Raw genomic sequence first — 19,323 nt, 5'->3', positions numbered from 1 at the left:
ATTGGATGAGTTTAAAAAGGATGAACAGCCCGATGCACGCGAGCAAAACGCCCAAAAATACGCAGGTGTTCGACGGCGCGCTGATCATGTCGAATGCCCAGGTGAACAGCCAGAACAAGAACAGCAGCCCGATTGGAATCGAAACGATCGCGTAGATTTTTTGGTTGGTCATTTGGCTGGTTTCTGTTCAAATGTAAGAAATTTTGAGCCTGACTTTGGAATAAGTTGTTAACTTTAAAAGCAAGAAACTTCCATTATGAATAGACGTAAATTCCTTACACAAACGAGCCGATTCGGGCTTGCGGCTTCGATCACAGGCTTGACGTTGCCGAGTTTGTTCGCCGCCGAAAACGACCTGTTCGCACCTTCGGCGAAACCATTTTTCAAATTGTCGCTCGCGCAATGGTCGCTGCACCGCGCGCTGTTCAGCAAAGTATTGCCCGCATTGGAATTCCCCAAGATGGCCAAGGAACTCGGTTTTGAAGGCGTCGAATATGTGAACGCTTTTTACGCGCCTGAAAAAGGAAAGGAATCGGCGCTTTCCACGACTGCAAAAGAACTCAGGAAACGCAGTTCCGATCTCGGGTTACAGAATATCCTGATCATGGTCGACGAAGGTGATTTATCGACCGACGACCAAACCAAACGCAAGGCCGTGGTTGCCGATCACGTGAAATGGATCGATGCTGCGGCCGAATTGGGTTGCCATTCGGTGCGCGTGAACCTGTTCGGAGGAGAAACCGAGAAAGATCCGCAGAAATGGATGGACATGTCAGCCGAAAGCCTGCGTGAACTGTGCGAGACCGCGTCGAAGAGCAAGCTCAATATCATTGTCGAAAACCACCATCAGCTTTCATCGGATGCCGCGAAAGTCGCCAAGATCATGAAAAACGTGAATCTCAAGAATTGCGGCACGTTGCCTGATTTTGGGAATTTCTGCCTCAAACGCGAAGGCGGACAACGCTTCGAAGGCGCTTGCGTAGAGGAATACGACCGCTACAAAGGCATTTCGGAACTGCTGCCGTTCGCGAAAGGAGTGAGTGCGAAGTCGTATGATTTCAACGCGTCGGGCGACGAAACGACCATCGATTACAAACGCATGATGAAAATGGTCAAGGATTCGGGTTACACGGGATTCATCGGAGTGGAATATGAAGGGCCGAGGATGAGCGAGATGGATGGGATTTTGGCGACGAAGAAGTTGTTGGAAAAGTTTGGATGAATTGTTGAATAGTTGATTTGTTGATTCGTTGATTTGTTGATTTGAGTTTGTGCCTTCTGTTGGGAACTTAGGCCGACAACGCAAGAGATTGATTCTAATCAACAAATCAACGAATCAACAAATCAACAATTACAGAATCTTCTCCGAATAAATCCGGTCAATCGCACAAAATGAAAATACAATTCCGGCGAATACGATCAGCGAGCGCAGCCAGTTCATCGACATCCATTCGGACGAAAGCCGTTTGAGTGTCCCGGTATCGGGAAGCGGTTCGAGCTTGAACATGATGTCGTTTCTGGGATGGAAATAAATGAATGTGAATATGTCCGCCGACAGATAGCACAAGAACGCCAAACCCAAAAACATCCGGACCGATTTCGATCTTTTCCACAATACGATCAGCGACAATAACGCGAAGACCTGCGTGAGAGGCGAAAATATCTTGAAGAAATCACCGGGATTCACGACCTTGAAATATTCCCTCGTGGCGATCACCGAATTCGGGATATCGCTGTCGACCGCCACGGCATTGACCAAGGAATTGTAAATATTTACGAAGAGGATTCCGCTCGCAAACGAAACGGATGTGAAAAGAATTACTTTTTTTATGTTCATTTGGCTGATTTGCATTTAATTAGGTTTTCTAAAGATATCTATTTTTGTTTGTTTATGCGTTAATTAGAATCGATCTCTCGCGTTGCATATTCAAAGTCCCAACGGAAGGCAAGAACTCAAATCAACAAATCAACAAATCAACGAATCAACGCATAAACAAATCAACAAATCAACGAATCAACGAATCAACAAATCAACAAATGTGTAAATTCGTACCAATCTAAAAATACAACCAATTATGACTACAACAGCAAAAGCATACGCTGCCCAAACGGCATCGACTCCATTGGCGCCGTGGACGTTCGAAAGACGCGACTTGAAACCGCACGACGTCCAATTCGATATTCTGTTCTGCGGCGTCTGTCATTCCGACCTGCACCAGGCGAGAGGCGAATGGGGCGGAGAAGTTTTCCCGATGGTTCCCGGACATGAAATCGTGGGGAAAGTAATCGCCGTCGGATCCGATGTCACGAAATTCAAAGTGGGCGATCTTGCCGGAACGGGCTGTCTCGTCGATTCCTGCCGCACCTGCGACAACTGCCAGAAAGGTCTGGAACAATATTGCGAGAACGGTTCGTCCCAAACGTACAACGGTACCGAACAAGACGGGAAAACACCGACTTACGGCGGATATTCGAACACGATCGTCGTCCACGAAGATTTCACTTTAAAGATTTCCGACAAATTGGATCTTGCCGCGACCGCTCCGTTGTTGTGCGCCGGAATCACGACATATTCTCCGTTGCGCCACTGGAAAGTAGGCAAGGGCGACAAGGTTGCCGTCGTCGGGCTTGGCGGATTGGGTCACATGGGCGTGAAGTTCGCCGCTGCTTTCGGAGCCGAAGTTACCGTTTTGAGTACATCGGCAAGTAAGGAAGCCGATGCCAAGAAACTCGGAGCGCACAAATTCGTCGTTACCAAAGACGCTGACCAAATGAAAAGCGTTCGCGGTTATTTCGATTTCATCCTCGACACGGTTTCGGCGCCACACGATTTGAACGCCTATTTGGGATTGCTCAGGACCGACGGCGTTTTGTGCGTCGTGGGAGTGCCGCCCGATGCGCAGCCGGTTCACCATTTCAGCGTGATCGGCGGCCGAAAATCGTTGGCCGGTTCCGGAATCGGAGGTTTGCCCGAAACTCAGGAGATGCTTGATTTCTGTGCCGAACATGGAATCGTTTCCGAGATCGAGATGATCGACATCAAAGACATTGAAAACGCGTACACAAGAATGCAGAAAAATGATGTACGATATCGATTTGTGATTGATATGGCGAGTTTGTAATTGATAATTGACAATTGACAATTGACAATTGACGATAAATCCGTGGTTTGGGCTGCGGATTTTTTTTTGCCACGAAGGCACGAAGGCACGAAGATTTTACGCTTTTTTTATTGATGGCTTATTTTACTCGGGCCGAGTTTAGTTTTTTTTTTCGCGGCAGATTACTCAGTCCGTTCTTGGATTTCGTAATAATGAATCGTGACTCTGCACCTTGTACCTTGCACCTTGCGCCAAAAAAAAACCGCCAGTTAAGCGCTGACGGTTTTTAGGTGCATTTTAACTCAATTCCCAACTATTGCTTAAAGAATTATCGGTCATATGGCGCGCGCGAATGGACGCTGGAAGCCATCGGCAGGAACCGCCTGCTCGGAATGTGTATTGTTTTTTGCTGGATTATGGTAAGCCGGATTAGTGGTGGATGTGTGTTCCGGTATTTTCGTTTTGATTAAAAGACTATTCGTTTTTTGATTTATGATTGATGACGTTACCGTAAGGATTGCAAATTTCCTTTATGATTGCGTAAGGTTAATCAAATAATCTTAAAAATGGTGTACCGATTGAGTATCGGTCGGTTTTGGCTGAGAGTTTTGCCACCGCCATTTAGCAAATTTTTCGTGAATAGATAAAAAAACATCGATTCGAAACTGTAAGAATATTCAATTCATAAAGGCGATCTTTCAAAAATGCGATTGCTTCAATTTTAACTAATAAAAAAGCCGTCCGAAGACGGCTTTTCCAAACACCCAAACTTAAGTAACTTAACTTACTTATCGATTACGATGAAGTCAGAGCGGCGGTTCGCGAGGTGTTCAGCCTCGGTACACTTGACTCCGTTCTTGCATCGGTTCGTTAGACGGCTTTCGCCGTATCCGATAGCACTGTCGATGCGGCTGGCATCGATCCCTTTGGATATGATATAGTCTCTGGTCGATTTGGCGCGACTGTCTGATAATTTCAAATTGTAAGCATCTTTCCCACGTGAATCCGTATGCGATTCGATCTTGATTTTAAGATGCGGGAATTTCGTCATCGCGAATACGACCTTGTCAAGTTCGACTGCGGCCAGATCCGTAATGTTCCATTTGTTGTATTCGAAGTAGATCGGATTCACGGTAATCTTCTCGACATCGCCTTTCTTGGTGATCAGGTCGTCGTAGTTCGTGAGTTCGAAATTCACATCCTTGGTCTGATTCCCGTTTTTCTTGCCGATCTCAAGTTGTTTTTCCTCACGACTGTGATTGGCTTTGGTCGCTGCGATCTTGTACGTCTTGCCGCATGGAACCGTGACGACATAATCGCCGTTGCCGTCGGTAGTGGCCGACGTGATCGCGGTATCCATCAAATCGGTGACTGAAACCGTCGCGCCCGCAATGGCCAATTTCGATTTCGCGTTCGTGACTTTGCCCGAAACCAATTCGTCGCAAGGTGGTTTGACCTTCGTGAAGAAATAAATGTCGTCGTCGCCTTTGCCCATTTCGCGGTTCGAGGAAAAATAGCCGTATTTGTCTTCGGTGTCGACGATGTACGCGAAGTCGTCTTTGTTGGAATTGATCGGAGCACCGAGATTTCTCGGTTCCGAAAAGTTCCAGTCGCCCGTCATTTTCGATTCGTAGACGTCGAGCCCGCCCCAGCCGAAATGTCCGTCGGAAGCGAAATACAACACGCCGTTGTTGAACGACGGGAACATTTCCTCGCCCGCCGTGTTGATCATCGGCCCGAGATTTTTAGCAGGTCCGACCGTTCCCGCAGGATCGACTTCGGCTACGTAAATATCCGAACCGCCTTGTCCGCCGGGCATATCCGACGCAAAAAACAGCCATTTCCCGTCATTGCTCACCGCCGGATGTCCCGTCGAATACGCATTGTTGTTGAACTGCATGTCCTCGAGTTTGCCAAGTTTGCCGTCTTCACTAAGCGCGCCTCGTACAATCTTGAATTGGTTCGTACCCGTTTTGTCGTTCACGAGCTTTTTGTTGTCCTTGACAATATTGCGCGTATAGTAAACGGTTTTGAGATCCGGGCTGAAAGCGGCCGTCGCGTCGTGGTATTTTGTCATCGCGTTCGGTAAGAAAGGCTGCACGTTCAAGAGAGTGCCGTCGTTGACATTGCGTTCGGCCACATACAAATCGAGAAATGGCTGCTGGTTCCAATTGTAGAGTTTTTCGTTGTATTTCGTCGTGTCCTTTGCCGATGCGAATACGATCTTCTGTCCGTAGAACGCTGTCCCGAAATCCGACTTCGATGAATTCACGTCGAGCTGTTTCACCGTGTACAAAGGCTTTTCCTTGGCAAGGCTGTCCATCTGCTTTTTCTGCAGGGCGTACTTTGCCATGACGGCGTTGTCGTTCTTTGCCGCAAGATATTCCTTTGTGACTTTGTCGGCCTTGGCGTAATCCAAAGTTGCCTTGACCGATTCGGTGTATTTGATGAAATAATCGTTCGATAAAGTGCTGCCCTGGATGTCGTACAACATCTGGTAATACTTGAGTGCTTCCTTTTTCTGCCCGACGTTGTAGTGCGAATCCCCGGCCATTTTGAGGATGTCGGCTCCGGGATTTTCCTTTTCGGCGAGTGCTTCGTCGTACAACTTCGCGGCCTCGGTGAACGAATACTGCTTGTATAATTTTTCAGCCCGCTTGAGCTTGCTCTGTGCCGATGCCACCGAAATGACCAAGCACGCTATGATGATATAGAACTTTTTCATGTTTGGTGTGTTTTAGAAGAATCGTGGAGATTTGATCTGGTTCGTTTTCTTGTTCATCTGGAAACGCAATAGGATCTCGTGCGTACCATCGTTGTATTTGGTGAGGTCGCTCGTCGTGTAATCGTACGAATATCCGATGAAGAAGTCACGTGAAATCTGGAACCCTGCGAGTGCCGAGACCGAATCGTCGAAACGGTATGCCGCGCCGAGCACGAATTTTTCCATGAACATGAAGTTGGCCGAAATATCGAACTCGACCGGAGCACCGCTCACGACACGACCCAAGACGGCCGGCTTGAACTTGAGGTTATCTGAGATATCCCAAACGTAACCCGCGGTCAAATAATAGTGCAGGCGATCGACGTCGACCGATTCCTCGATGTCATCGTAATAGTCGCTTCGGATAAAATTCGGAACCGAAACCCCGACGTACCAGTTTTCCTTGTACAAGAACGCACCGGCCCCAATCTGGGGAATGAACTTATTGTCGATGTTTTGGTTGAGCAACGCGTCGGCTTCATCATAGAAACGACCTTTGCTCCAGTCGATGTTGAGTACGCGCGCTCCGGCTTTTACACCGAATGCCAGTTTCGTGTCGTAGTTCAAATTCAGCGTGTACGAGAAGTTCGCGTTGAAATAGATGTCGCTCGACGGGCCTAATTTATCGTGCACGGCCGAGAATCCGAGCCCCAGTTTCTCGTTTGAAAGCGGGCTGTGGATCGTCAATGATTGTGTTTCAGGCGCGCCTTCGATCCCGACCCATTGGGAACGGTGAATCAGAACGGCTTCTAAAGCTCCTGTTGATCCCGTGTAACCGGGATTTATTACGAGCGGGTTGTACATGTATTGTGTGTAACCCGGATCCTGTTGCGCATTTCCATCCAAAGTAAGGATAAGGAAAATGGCCACGATTGTATATATGTTGAATTTCATGTTTACAAATTTTTAGTTAATGGCAGTTTCTGTTACCCTTTGGGTTAACGCATGATGTATAACCATCCGGCCTTGTTCGCGCCGCTTCCGTCGTTGAGCTCAAGCACGTAGTAATACGTTCCTGCAGGAAGTTTATTGTCCTCGTTGATCGGCGAGTTCTGGTTCGCGGTACCGTCCCAGTTGTTCATGTAACCGCGTGTTTTGTAAACCATGACGCCGTAACGGTTGTGGACTTGGAGCGTGTTGTTCGGATAGTTTTCGATACAGTCGATCCTAAAAGTATCGTTCTGTCCGTCGCCATTAGGAGTGAACTCGTTGTATACGATCAGGCAGATCGGTTCTACCCAAGCCTCGGCTCCGTTGTTGAGAACGATCGAATCATCGGGCACCGAATCGTCGATCGTCACCGTGTTCATATAGTTTCCGGTCGCGTTCACCATAACCACGATCTCAAGCGTAGCCGATGTGTTTCCGGTTAACGCAGGTATGATCCACAAACCTGTGATCGGGCTGTACACTCCGGCTGAAGCCGTGCTGCTGATGTAGGTGTAACCTGTCGGCAAAGCTTCGTTCACGATGATATTGGTGAAGTTGCTGATGCCGTTGTTGTTCACCGTTATCGTAAACGTTACCTCGTCTTCGATGCCCGGATTGAAGATGTCGACGACTTTCGTGATTGTGAGATCCGAACAAACCGTGATCGTGATATTGCGCGTGGCCGTTGCCGTGTTGCCGCAATTCGCGTCGGTGTAGGAAACCGATACCGTTCCTGTTCCGACTTCGGTCCATTGTACGGTTACGGTGTTATCGGTTGAAGTTCCGCCTGCGGTAATCGTTCCGCCTGTGACTGTCCAAACATAATTTTGCATACCTGCAGCGGTCGAGTAGGTCACGGTTTCAGATATACATGAGCTGTCAGTTCCGCCTGTGATTTCGGCTGTGTCGGAACCTGAAACGGTCACGTCTATCACCAATCTCACTGCACTTTCGCAATCGCCTTCAACCAAAGCCGCATAATATGTTCCGGTTACGAGCGCCGTGGTTGCCGATAGTGGCGTTCCGCCTGTCGCAGTCGTGTAGAATACGACGTTGGTTTCGTTCACATCGAGATCAGCGACCGTCGGGTTGTTCGCGAAACAGAATTGTTGGGTCGCGTCGGTCGTCGTCGGTGTCGCAGGATTGCTGATGAAGACGGTGATTTCCAAACGGGTTCCGCTTTCGCAATTTCCGTCGGATAAAGCCGCGTAATAAACGCCAGCGGTCAAAGCCGTAGTCGCTGCGATCGGTGTTCCGCCCGTTGGAGTCGAGTAGAAGATGACGCCTGTTTCGTTGACCTGTATGTCGGCAACCGTAGGGTTATCCGACTGGCAGAACGTTTGTGTCGCGCTGTTCGTAGTCGGTGTTCCGGGCGCTCCGATAGTAATCGTGATTTCCAAACGGGTTCCGCTTTCGCAAACGCCGTCAGAGATTGCCGCGTAGTACGTTCCCGCCGTCAATGGCGTCGATGGGTCGATCGCGGTTCCTCCTGTCGGGGTCGAATAGAAGATCACGCCGGTTTCGTTGACTTGGATGTCGGCGACCGTCGGCGCATCGATCGAACAGAAATTCTGTGTAGCCGAATTCGTCGTCGGCGTATTCGGGTTTCCGATGGTTACGGCGATTTCCAAACGTGTTCCGCTGTCGCAAGTGATGTTTCCGAAGGCGGCGTAATACGTTCCTGCGGTAAGCGGTGTCGCTGGGTCAAGTGCCGTTCCTCCGGTTGGAGTAGAGTAGAACACGACGCCGGTCTCGTTTACCTGAAGGTCGGCAACCGTGGGGTTGTTTGCCGCGCAGAAGTTCTGCGTAGCCGAGTTCGTCGTAGGAACCTGAGGTTCGGTGATGATCACGGTGATCTCGATTCGGATCGAACTTTCACAACCGTTTTCGAAATTCGCCGCGTAGTAAACTCCGGCAGTCAATGGCGAAGTAGGATCGAGTGGTGTTCCGACCATGATTCCGTAAACGATCACATTCGGTTCGTTGAACTGGAGATCGGCTACCGTAGGATTATCTCCCGAGCAGAACGTTTGCGTCATGCTGCTGGTAGTCGGCGGCGCAGGGTCGTTGACCGTAACCGCGATTTCAAGACGTGTGTCGCTCTCACAAGCGCCGCCCGTCAATGCCGCGTAATAAGTTCCCGTCATCAATGGTGTCGCGGGGTCGTATGCGTTTCCGTCAACAGCCGCGTCGTAGAAGATGACGCCTGTTTCGTTGACCTGTATGTCGGCTACCATCGGTGAAGTCACCAAACAGAAATCCTGGGTGGCATCGTTCGTAGTCGGTGTTCCGACAGTGCTCACGTTTACCGCGATTTCCAATCGGACGCCGCTTTCGCAACCTGTCCCGGCTTCAACCAACGTCACATAATACGTTCCCGTGACTAGCGGAGTCGTTTCGGCCAAAGGTGTTCCTCCTGTCGCGACGTCATACACGTTTACGTTCGCTTCGTTTATGTCAAGATCGGCAACTGTCGGGTTGAGCGCCGCGCAGAATTCTTGGGTTGCGTTGCTCGTCGTAGGAGTTGCGAGATCGCTGATCGTGATCGTGATCGCGAAACGGGTTTCGCTTTCGCAGGTTCCGTCGACGATGGCCGCGTAATATGTTCCCGCGACAAGTGGCGCAGTCAGGTCGAATGTCGTTCCGCCTGTCGGTAAATTATAGAATACGACTCCCGATTCGTTGACCTGGATATCGGCAAAGGTCGGGTTGTTCGCGGCACAGAAGTTTTGCGAATCGTCGCCTGTCGTCGGTGTCAAAGGATTTCCGATGGTTACGGTAATCGCCAAACGCGTTTCGCTTTCGCAGACGCCGTCGGTCAAGGTCGCGTAATAGGTTGCGCCCGCAACAAGCGGAGTCGTGGCGGGAAGTTGATTTCCTCCGGTCGCCGCATCATAGAAGATCACGTTGGTTTCATTGACTTGCAGATCGGCGATCGTCGGGTTGTTCGCTGCACAGAAGTTTTGCGTCGCGTTGTTCGTCGTCGGCGGAAGCAATGTTCCGACCGTTACGGTAGCTTCGGCAAGTTGTCCCGCCTGGTTGATACAGGTCGAATCGCTTACTACTGCAACGTAATACGTGTACGGGCTTGCCGTTTCGTCGAGTCCGGTTATCGTCAACGTTCCGTTCGCGATCATATATGTCACGCCTCCAACCGTCAAACCATCGGTGATCGGCTGTGTCGTGTCGTTCGTGAAATAGAAGGTGAATTGTGGGTTCGGAAGTGTCGACGTCGGAGTCAGGACCGCGGTTCCGTCGAGACAGATTCCCGCGTCGGCAACCGTGATGTCGGCTGCAACCGATGACGGTAAGATCGTGAACGTGACTTGAGTCAGATCCGCCGTAGCCGTCTGGCAATATTCGGTCGAGCTGAATCCGACGAAATACGTGTATGTTCCCGGAGCCAAACCTGTGAGTTGCAACGATGGTCCGGATTGGTTAGGAACAAGCGTCATCGTCGTGCCGTCGAAACTGTACCAGTAGAATACAGGATTCGTAATCGTGATCGACGTGTCCAAGGTTGCGAGCAACGTCACGTTTCCGTCAGGTGAACAGATCGAAGTTTCGGCGAGACCGTTTATGGTTACGTTTTCGATTCCGTCCTCAGGCGCGGTTTCCACGACGTTGACCGTCACGCTTCCGCGGCTCAGGAACGAACACCCGAAACGGATCGGTTGGATCCAGAACACGTGTTGTCCCGCTGATAAATCGGCCGGAAGCGTGAATGAGTTTCCGGTCGCGACTACGTTTCCGCCCACTTCGGCGTCGTACCAAACGAAGGTCGTACAAGGAACCGCGTCGGCTTCAAGCGTCAATGTCTGGCCTTGACAAGCCGTGATCGTGTTGGTTTCGTCGGCGCCTTCGACCTGCGTATCGGCAAGGCGTTCCACATCGTGGATATTCAGGAATTCGAGTACGCCTGCAACGCCCCCGAATCGGATGCGAAGACGGTCGAATGTCGCTGTCGGTTCAAAAGTCAGGATAGCCGATTCACCTCCGCCAAGCAGTTGCAGGCTCAATAGTGATGTCGAAACCAACGTTCCAGACACGGCGTTCCCGATCATCGGTTGGATCGAGATTCCGGCCAAAGCGCTAAGGCTCAACAACGATCCCGGTTTTGAGATTCGGATGCGAACCTGGTCGCCTTCGATCGATGGCGTGTTGAAGACTACGGTCAATTCGGCCGCAGCCAAAACGCCGAGCCCGCTGTACATCGTAGCCGATGAGGTTTGGCTGTTGTCAACGGCTTCAAAAGGATCGTCAACGCCGACAGTTGCTGTAAGCGCTCCGACACCAAGGTCGACCGCTCCGAAAAGCACGTCACGAACATCGTCTCCGCAAGCCACTTGGGTTGCCGAAGTCGTATAATAGGCCTCAAAAACCTTGGCGTTTTGCGCCAGGCTTACGGTCGAACCGATCATGACCCGCACGCCGTCGTAATCCTGAGGTCCCGAACCGTTTGATGGAACGAATGTGAATTCAAATGCATTTTCTCCGGGAAGCAAATCGACCAACGAGCCTGAAACCGGTTGGAAAGCGCCGATGGTTTGGGGCACGCCTGAACCGTTGCGTTTTGTTCCGACGACCGAGAATCCTCCGATCAACGTCAAACCGCTGTATTCAGAACCGAGTTTGATCGTTACGGGCGTTCCCGCAGCGATGGTTTCTTCCCATTGAAGCGTTTGCCATGTCGTCCCGACGCCGAGTAATCCGATTCCGGTCGTGATCGTCGAGAACGTTTGTACGTTTCCATCGACTGCATTCGGAGCGTTGGACACGCCGCCGGTGATGATCGATCCCCAACTTTGCGTTGTCGCATAATCAGGTTGCGTAAGCGGCGGACATTGGGCGGGATCCAGAACCGTTACCGTTACCGATGCCGTGGCTGAACACGCGCCAGTTACGGCAACTGCTGTGAATGTGTAGATGCCTGTTTGGGTGAACGGACCGGCCGTGTTTCCGGCGAGCGCGTTTCCATCGGAGTCGTACCACGTAATGGTTCCGTTCGATGTGGCATTAAGTGTAACCGAATTTCCTACGTTCGTTACGAGCGCGTTTGCAGCAAGCGTCAACGTTGGTTGTGCCACGATCGTGACGACGACTTGCTGCACGGTCGATGAACACGCACCGTTGTTGCTTTGCGCCTGTATGAAGAACGTGCCGTTGGCCGTGATGTTTGCGGCTGCTTCGGCTGTGATCGGATTGTTGTTGCTGTCGAAGAACAAATAAGTATTCGATGCATCAAAATTCGTGATCGCGTCGACGAGGTTCACCGATCCGCAACCGCTAATATTCGCTTGGACCTGTAGCGTAAGTTGGTCGGAATAATTAACGACGACTTCCTTTAAAGTCCCTGAGACGTTCGTGCAAAGACCTTCGACCTGCAACGCTATATAATAGGTGTAAGGCGAGTTGGCTGCCGTGAGTCCGGTGATCGTCAATGCGCCCGTGGTCGGGTTTTTAACGTAGGTCGCGCCTGGAGTTCCCGAATAACCCGTAGTGATTTCGGTCGTCATGCTTTGGCTCGTGTAATAGCGGATCACCGCGCCTCCGATACTGCTTGAAGGCGTGAGCGTCACATTTCCTTGACAGGCGGTTTGCGGGCTTGCGATCGTGATGTCGGCGGCTGTCGGTAAAGAAATGACGTCGACGTTTATGCGCACTCGAAGTGATTCTTCAGGACATCCGACTCGGACCGCTGATACAAAAAACGACGTATCGGCAGTCAGCACAGGTGTCGTAAACGGCGCGCCCGACTGGGTAACGGCTAACGGGGTAGTGCTCGTTGCCGTGGCGTACCAGTGCAATTCGTAGTTCGCGGCCGTAGTAGCAACGAGTGATGCCGCGTTTCCGGCGCAGATCCTCGGGTTCAACGTGAACGGGTCGGTGATGACCGGAATGCGAGGAACGCGGGTTATGTCGTATAGATCCAATGTCTGGTTGAGGTTGACGCCCAACAATGAATTGTACCGCACGGTAATCCTGTTCGCGGGCGCTGAGGTCTGGAACGGGATCGTCGCGATTTGGTTGCCTTGCAGCAGGTTGAGCAATTCGGCGTTCAATAAAGAGCCGACGGAAATGGTCTGTACGACGTTCGGCCCGTTCGAGGCGACGAGTTGGATGCTGTTGAGGACACCGACTTCGACGAGCGATGGATTGAGTCGCAGACGGACATTGAATTGGTCGTTCGCATTCGAGACGCCGTCAAAATAAACGGTCTGTTCTATCGATGCAGCGACGCCCAGGATGCCCAAACTTAATTGAGAGAAGTTCGTCGTGCTTGCGTCGAGTACGTTTTCAGGATTATCGACACCCGCGCCTGCAAGGTTGATGAGGTCGAGCGTGATGCCGTTGCCGCTGAATGAAGTGTATGACGGTTGACCGCAGTTGTCGGCTTGCGAAATGTAGAAAGCGTCGTACACATACAAAGTGCGAACGTTAAACAAACCGACCAAGCTACCGAGGCGGCTTGTAAGCCTGATTCGATTGTATGCCTGAGCGGGTGTGATCGCGATGAAAAAGTCGCCGTTCTCATCGGTTACGATCCGCAATCGGTTCTGCGCGAATTCGCCGATATCCTGGCTGTCGCCCTGTAATACGACGGTAGCGTTGTTTTTGGCCTGTACGGTAAATTCCTGATTGCCGATGAGAACCGTTCCGAGGACATCGGCAAGAACGCCGCCAAGACTGCCGCCTAATAGGGCAGGAAGCAGGTTGTCGTCGGTCTGGATCTTGACGTAGGAAGTCGTGTTGGCGGGTAGTGTCGTATCGTATTGCAATTCGACGTGGCCCGAATAGGCTCCGATTCCCAAGGCCAATCCCGAACTGGCGCGGACATTTGCCCGTGTGACGAGGTTTTCGTCGACGGCTAATGGCGCGTTATCGGTGTTTGCCTGGCTCGAAATCGTTTCTGTATAGACTCTAACCGATTGAGAGTAAGTGGTGTTAAGAAAAAGTATCGGTAAGAGGAAAACTAGAATGTACTTAAATTCGTACATTCGCTTGAACGTAAAATTTAATTTCATAAGCTAAGTGTTAAGTTAATATAAGGTTTGGGGGATGGGATTTTTATTTATGTTTCATAAAGCGATTTATAATAATTTCGTTTTTAAGATTTTAAGATTTGTTTAATTTCTTGTTATAAGAAAAAGTCTATATTTGTTTCGATTCATCGACTATTTAAATACCACACTAATTGTTGATGCGTTATAGTTTCCAAAGTTTAACCCAGTAATCATGGCAACATGCGAACTGGTTGTTCAATTGAATTCTTGATGGCTGAGAAGCTTGATAGACAGTCAATTGGCTGTATAAGTTGTAAGCCCTCGACGATTTATATGGTGAATACATCACAATATTCATAACCATTGTTTTTATCGCTTAGATAAAGATAAAACTCATTTTGCGAATATGCAAGAAAATAAATCACAAAATGCGATTGACGTAATCGACAGGCTTAAAAAATTGCTTAAATTAAAGACGGATATTCAACTGTCTGAGTTCCTTAACATCAAACCAAACACGATTTCGACTTGGAAAAAGAGGAACAGTCTCGACTATGAGGCCATAATCTCGATAAGCGAACTTTACGAGCTCGATTTGAACGAGGTGTTCTTAAACAAACGTAAAGGTTCCAGTTTATCTTCATCGACTCCTTTGATCACACGAGAAGTGATGTTCCAGTACGCTTCAGGCGCTGACAGGGAGGCATTGCTTGAAATTGTTCCGACGTACAAGTTTCCGTTTGTCGACACCGACGATTCGATTGCTTTCCAGGTCGTAAGCAATAATATGTTTCCGTTGGTCGACGAGAATTCGTTCGTTATTTGCCAATCGGTGAGCATCGAGGATTTGAAGGATAGTTCGATTGCCGTCGTCGTTTCGAGAAACAAGGGGATTTTCCTCAACAGGATCAATACATCAAACCTTGCGTCGAACCAGTTGATTTTGACGAATGACAATGATTTCTATAATGATACTGCTTTAAACAGCAACGAAATATCTGAAGTTTGGTTGGTGATCGGCGTGATCTCGTACGATATGAACCATGAAAGTCGCTTCAAATTCATCAACGACAGCCTTAAAAAAATCAACAAGTTCATCAAAAAGAACGAAATGACCGATTGATAGAAACCGGGCAACCGGTTTTTTTGTGCTCGTGCATTTTTTTTCTCATTTTTTTGACGCTGATTTTTAACGAGTTATTTGGCTTGCGCAAGAATATATCGCCTTGCGTGCGTTTTTTGAAAAAATAGTTTTGGAAAACAGAAAAGCCTTGTTATATTTGCAACCGCTAACAGCAATGGTAGCAGACCTTATTGGAGAAATGGCAGAGTGGTCGATTGCGGCAGTCTTGAAAACTGTTGACTGTAACAGGTCCGGGGGTTCGAATCCCTCTTTCTCCGCTGAACAAGAGCAAGCCCCGTCTGGGATTACAGACGGGGCTTTTCTTTTGGTACAATATAGGTACAACATTTCCATTCTTTAGAATTTGAAATAAAGCAGTTTGCTTTTAGTGTTGTACCTTTACTCCCCCCCCCCCAATAAAAATTTATTGAAGAACAAATTAAAGAGGCATGGCTGACGATTATAAAGACGAATATTTACCGAGATTAGAGAAAAGTTTGCTTTACGCGACATTAAAAGAAAGAATAAAGGAAAAAGATAGCGAAGTTATTACGCTCGTGGGCTCCGCCGTTTCAGATGCATTTCAACGCACTAAGACGATTTTACGCCACATGGGCGAATACACCTTGCATGATGGCGACCATTTATTCAGAGTTCTTAACATCATGGAGCGGCTTCTAGGTGTAAAAAATATTGAAAGCCTCTCAACGCCTGAATTAATGATGCTTATATTGAGTGCCTTTTTTCATGACATAGGAATGGCACCGGACGAAAAGCATGTACTTGCATGGAAAAAAGTTTGGGACAACGAGCCTGAATTTGCTGACAGTGAGGACAAAAATGCATACGACCAATTTAAAAGATTTTATGAAGCACGACCAGACCAGCAGGAAATCATCAATCGATTTATTATACAAGGAAAGCACAGTCAAGCAGAAAGTATCAAATCTTTTTTGATAAGTGAATTTATCCGTCAGACTCATGCTGATCGAGCACGTGACATTATTGACAGAGATTGGAATGGCAAAATTCGTTTTCGCGATAGTGATTTAACCGTTGAACTTGCGCAGATCTGTTACAGTCATAATGAGGATGCTCTTAAACTATTAGATTTGGAAAAAAATCATTTATGTGGCGTGGATATTTCAGCATGTTTGCCGCTCATCGGAGTAGTTTTAAGGCTGGCTGATATTCTTGACTTTGACTCAAAAAGAACACCAGCAATACTCTTTTCGCATCTGTATGTCCGTAATCCGGTTTCTTTGCAGGAATGGAACAAGCATAGAGCAATTGAAGCATGGGAAATTAAACCTGAAATTATACAGTTCAGCGCAAAGTGTACTCATCCGGCTATTGAAGCGTCGATTCACCAATTTTGCAATTTTATAGACCACGAATTGTCTATATGTAATAACATAGTTTCCTCGTTAAATGAATTTAATGCCAATAAAGGTCGCAATGTAGTATTGAAATTTCCCTTTAAAGTCGATCGCGAAAAAATATCTACACAAAGGAATGTGCGCGGCGAACCTCTTTACATCTATAGAGACACACAATTTAATCTAAGCAAGCGTCAAGTCATTGACTTGTTAATGGGTACAAAACTTTATGGTAGTCCTGAAGTCGCATTGAGAGAGTTACTGCAAAATTCAATTGATGCATGTCTGCTTAGACAAGCACAGGAGAAAAATTGGGGAAATCTCTACGAACCGTTGATAAGCGTCAAATATTATAAAGAAAATGACGATTCTATACTGGAAGTAACCGATAATGGTACAGGTATGGATCAATACATTATTGATAACTATTATTCCAGAGTTGGTTCTTCATTTTATAAATCTGCTGATTTTTATAATTTGAAATCCGAATCTAAAGCCGATTTCACCCCAACTTCTAGATTTGGAATTGGAATCCTATCAAGCTTTATGGTTGCCGATACTCTAATGGTCGATACGAAGCGTTTATATAAACCGCATAAGTCTAGTGAAGCTTTGAGTATTACTGTCGAAGGGCAAGAAAGTATATTTCTTATTCAAAGTGGCCAGCGAGAAATTCCGGGAACAACAACGAAGCTTATACTTCGAAAGAATAGAAATCCTTGGGATGAACTTTCCGAAGAAGCGTTTATTAAGTCTGTGGAAAGAGTTATTCCAAATCCACCATTTAAAATTAACATCGAAACGACGACAACTTCAAAAGTCCGTGATGAAAATAGTTTCATCGAAACAAAAGCAATTTCGATGCAAGATTATACATGGCACGACCATGATAATATCCGAAGGTTTGACATTGAATTGGACGATAAATCAGTTGGTATTATTGGCTCTGTGAATGCAGCAATTCTAGAGAGTCATGGCGTGCCTGTCTTGGAAATTGACCTTAAATCAAGAGAAGTTGATATAGAAGGAAAGCCTTATAAACTTCAAAAAAGCATCAAGATTGAGGAAAACTCAATTAAAGAAACTGGAACAACAATAACGATAAATGATGACGGGGAAATCAAAGAAAATAAGTCTTCAAATCAGTATATGCGCTCTGCATCTCGATTGTCATTGCATGGTATAGAAGTACCAACGACCTTGTTCATCGAGTGGTATTCGATAAAAAATAATCAAGTTCGTTTGGCATGGCCGTTTCCATTTACGATAGTTGTTGACATTTGTGGAAATCGTGACCTTGACTTAAACTCACCCCGTACCGAAATTATAATGAGTGATAAATGGCAATCTTTTGAAGAAGAATTGGCCTATCAAATTTGCAGACAAATTGCAGACAAAGTCGATTATACCTATTGGGAAAAGCTTAAAGAAATTTTTACTGCACAATCTAAAAATAAAACTTTTTTAGCAGGCATGAATAGAGTTGTAAAAGAACAAGATTTTTAAAAAAAAATAGCTGATTGTGAAAAATAATTTGATTGAAATTTTTATATTTGCGACAGGTCTTTTGGTATGCCTGCTCGTTCGTGCAAAGATTTTATCAACCAATAACTAGATAATATAAACCTTCAAAGCTTATTATCCGGCCAAAGTTTACGAACGCTCAATCTTCAGGATAATAATCTTTGATATAAAGGATAATATTATGAACTCTATTGATTACTTCAAACTTCAAGCAAAAAATCTACACAAAGATTTTAAAACAAAAACGCCGCCGGTGGATAAGACGACCACTGCATTTAAGTACGAATACAGTCCAAAGTATTTTGACGTAGAAATGGTTATCGCCAACTTCGATATTGACGAAGACAATTTCACGCTTATGCAAGCCCAGCATGTCATCGCAAAAATTGCGAACTTTGATAAATGGGCGTCGCTACTACAGGCTTCACCTGCGGAACTGGAACTTACGCAATTATTGTACGATTACCAGCACAGAATTGATTTGACCGGATGGCTATTTTATATTGCCGACGCGCAGTCAATGAATGAAATCGAGCTCGATGCAGAGATTCAGGTAGATATTTTTAAACAGATGGTTATCGAAGAAGATATTTTTGATGACCAAGTGATAGAAAGCTATCTGTTACGACACTACGAATATTAAGAAAAGTTCAAAAGCCCTGCGTGGATAATCCACACAGGGCTTTTTTGTGCAAGTTAAAGTTTTAGATGTATTGCAGGCATTTGTCCTTCATCCGACATTGAGGCATATCCTTCCGATGTTAAAACGAGGTGGTCAAGAACCTGCATGTCCAAATTCTTTGCACCCTCGCAGAATTTTCGGGTTAATGCTCTGTCCGCATCACTGAACTGCATATTGCCCGACGGATGGTTATGAGCCAGAACAATTCCCGACGCTAGCGCCTTGACTGCTGTCGCGAAAACAAGTTTTGCATCAACCATACAATCGGCGACGCCACCACTTGAAATATGCGACACCCCGAGAACGTTATTTTTCCGGTCGAGCAACAGGATTTTGAACTGTTCCTGCAACTCGATTTTCCCTTCGTCCCAGACTTCCGACAGGACTTGATATGCGTCGAACGACGACGTGATTTGCTGGCGGTCTGCGAATTTTTGTTTGTTGTGATAGACAAGTTCCACCTCCGTTACTTTCATGAAATCGTTTTTAAGCTTTGACATTTTTAATTCCTTTCGGCTTCTGCTTCGGTTTCAGTTTCGGCTTGGCTTTTTTTTTGGCAGCTTCGATTTGGGCGACATAGCACTCGTTGACGTCCTTGAAAGGCGCATACTTTTCGTTCATGGGCTTGAAGGCACAACCTTCGACCTTCGCCAGTTCCTTCAAAGTCATCGTCGTACTGCTTCCGGCGTCATCATTGTGTCTTGTCCTGAAATAGGTTGACCGTTTTGGTTAATATTTCAGGCTATAAAATTTGTATTCGTGTTCGTTGTTTTTGTGTGCAAATTCCGGCGTCTGCATCTGCAGACTGTAATGTCT

General features: G+C 47.3%; 11 protein-coding genes and 1 tRNA gene. 7 read left to right on the top strand and 5 right to left on the bottom strand.

Annotated elements, in window-relative coordinates:
• Positions 1-5 precede the first annotated feature (5 nt).
• On the top strand, positions 6-155 hold the full coding sequence (locus EOO50_RS11745; protein WP_290840341.1) for a hypothetical protein: 150 nt from the start codon (positions 6-8) through the stop codon (positions 153-155).
• 101 nt (positions 156-256) lie between these two features.
• Complete coding sequence (locus tag EOO50_RS11740; protein WP_290840339.1) at positions 257-1,222, top strand: sugar phosphate isomerase/epimerase family protein; 966 nt, start codon at positions 257-259, stop codon at positions 1,220-1,222.
• A gap of 129 nt (positions 1,223-1,351) precedes the next feature.
• Here the strand turns inward: EOO50_RS11740 and EOO50_RS11735 are convergent, their stop codons facing one another.
• Positions 1,352-1,852, bottom strand: a complete 501-nt coding sequence (locus EOO50_RS11735) for a DUF1772 domain-containing protein (RefSeq protein WP_290840337.1) — start codon at positions 1,850-1,852, stop codon at positions 1,352-1,354.
• 223 nt (positions 1,853-2,075) lie between these two features.
• Here EOO50_RS11735 and EOO50_RS11730 point away from each other — a divergent pair, with 223 nt between their 5' ends.
• On the top strand, positions 2,076-3,122 hold the full coding sequence (locus tag EOO50_RS11730) for an NAD(P)-dependent alcohol dehydrogenase (RefSeq protein WP_290840335.1): 1,047 nt from the start codon (positions 2,076-2,078) through the stop codon (positions 3,120-3,122).
• Between the two features lie 763 nt (positions 3,123-3,885).
• On the opposite strand, the gene EOO50_RS11725 is transcribed toward EOO50_RS11730, so the two are convergent.
• The 3 genes from EOO50_RS11725 to EOO50_RS11715 are packed head-to-tail and all read right to left on the bottom strand — an operon-like array spanning position 3,886 to position 13,820.
• A complete protein-coding gene (locus EOO50_RS11725; protein ID WP_290840334.1) occupies positions 3,886-5,826 on the bottom strand; it encodes an OmpA family protein in 1,941 nt (646 codons plus the stop codon).
• Positions 5,827-5,838: 12 nt separating this feature from the next.
• On the bottom strand, positions 5,839-6,759 hold the full coding sequence (locus EOO50_RS11720) for a type IX secretion system membrane protein PorP/SprF (RefSeq protein WP_290840332.1): 921 nt from the start codon (positions 6,757-6,759) through the stop codon (positions 5,839-5,841).
• A gap of 44 nt (positions 6,760-6,803) precedes the next feature.
• The gene (locus EOO50_RS11715) at positions 6,804-13,820 is read right to left on the bottom strand and encodes a gliding motility-associated C-terminal domain-containing protein (RefSeq protein WP_290840330.1); all 7,017 of its coding nucleotides are present in this window, start codon (positions 13,818-13,820) and stop codon (positions 6,804-6,806) included.
• Positions 13,821-14,205: 385 nt separating this feature from the next.
• On the opposite strand from EOO50_RS11715, the gene EOO50_RS11710 reads away from it, so the two are divergent.
• The 4 genes from EOO50_RS11710 to EOO50_RS11695 all read left to right on the top strand — a co-directional run bounded on the left by EOO50_RS11710 (position 14,206) and on the right by EOO50_RS11695 (position 18,468).
• Positions 14,206-14,922 carry a helix-turn-helix domain-containing protein gene (locus tag EOO50_RS11710; protein WP_290840328.1) on the top strand — a complete coding sequence of 239 codons (717 nt, stop codon included), beginning with the start codon at positions 14,206-14,208 and terminating at the stop codon, positions 14,920-14,922.
• A gap of 193 nt (positions 14,923-15,115) precedes the next feature.
• Positions 15,116-15,200: transfer RNA gene (locus EOO50_RS11705), tRNA-Ser, on the top strand.
• Positions 15,201-15,371: 171 nt separating this feature from the next.
• Positions 15,372-17,807: an ATP-binding protein gene (locus EOO50_RS11700; RefSeq protein WP_290840326.1), complete on the top strand. Its 2,436-nt coding sequence runs from the start codon at positions 15,372-15,374 to the stop codon at positions 17,805-17,807.
• A 199-nt stretch (positions 17,808-18,006) separates the two neighbouring features.
• On the top strand, positions 18,007-18,468 hold the full coding sequence (locus EOO50_RS11695) for a hypothetical protein (RefSeq protein WP_290840324.1): 462 nt from the start codon (positions 18,007-18,009) through the stop codon (positions 18,466-18,468).
• A gap of 53 nt (positions 18,469-18,521) precedes the next feature.
• Here the strand turns inward: EOO50_RS11695 and EOO50_RS11690 are convergent, their stop codons facing one another.
• Positions 18,522-18,983 carry a JAB domain-containing protein gene (locus tag EOO50_RS11690; protein ID WP_290840321.1) on the bottom strand — a complete coding sequence of 154 codons (462 nt, stop codon included), beginning with the start codon at positions 18,981-18,983 and terminating at the stop codon, positions 18,522-18,524.
• Positions 18,984-19,323 lie beyond the last annotated feature (340 nt).

Source organism: Flavobacterium sp. (assembly GCF_004211145.1).
GTDB lineage: Bacteria > Bacteroidota > Bacteroidia > Flavobacteriales > Flavobacteriaceae > Flavobacterium.
This window is presented reverse-complemented; position numbering and strand designations above follow the sequence as displayed.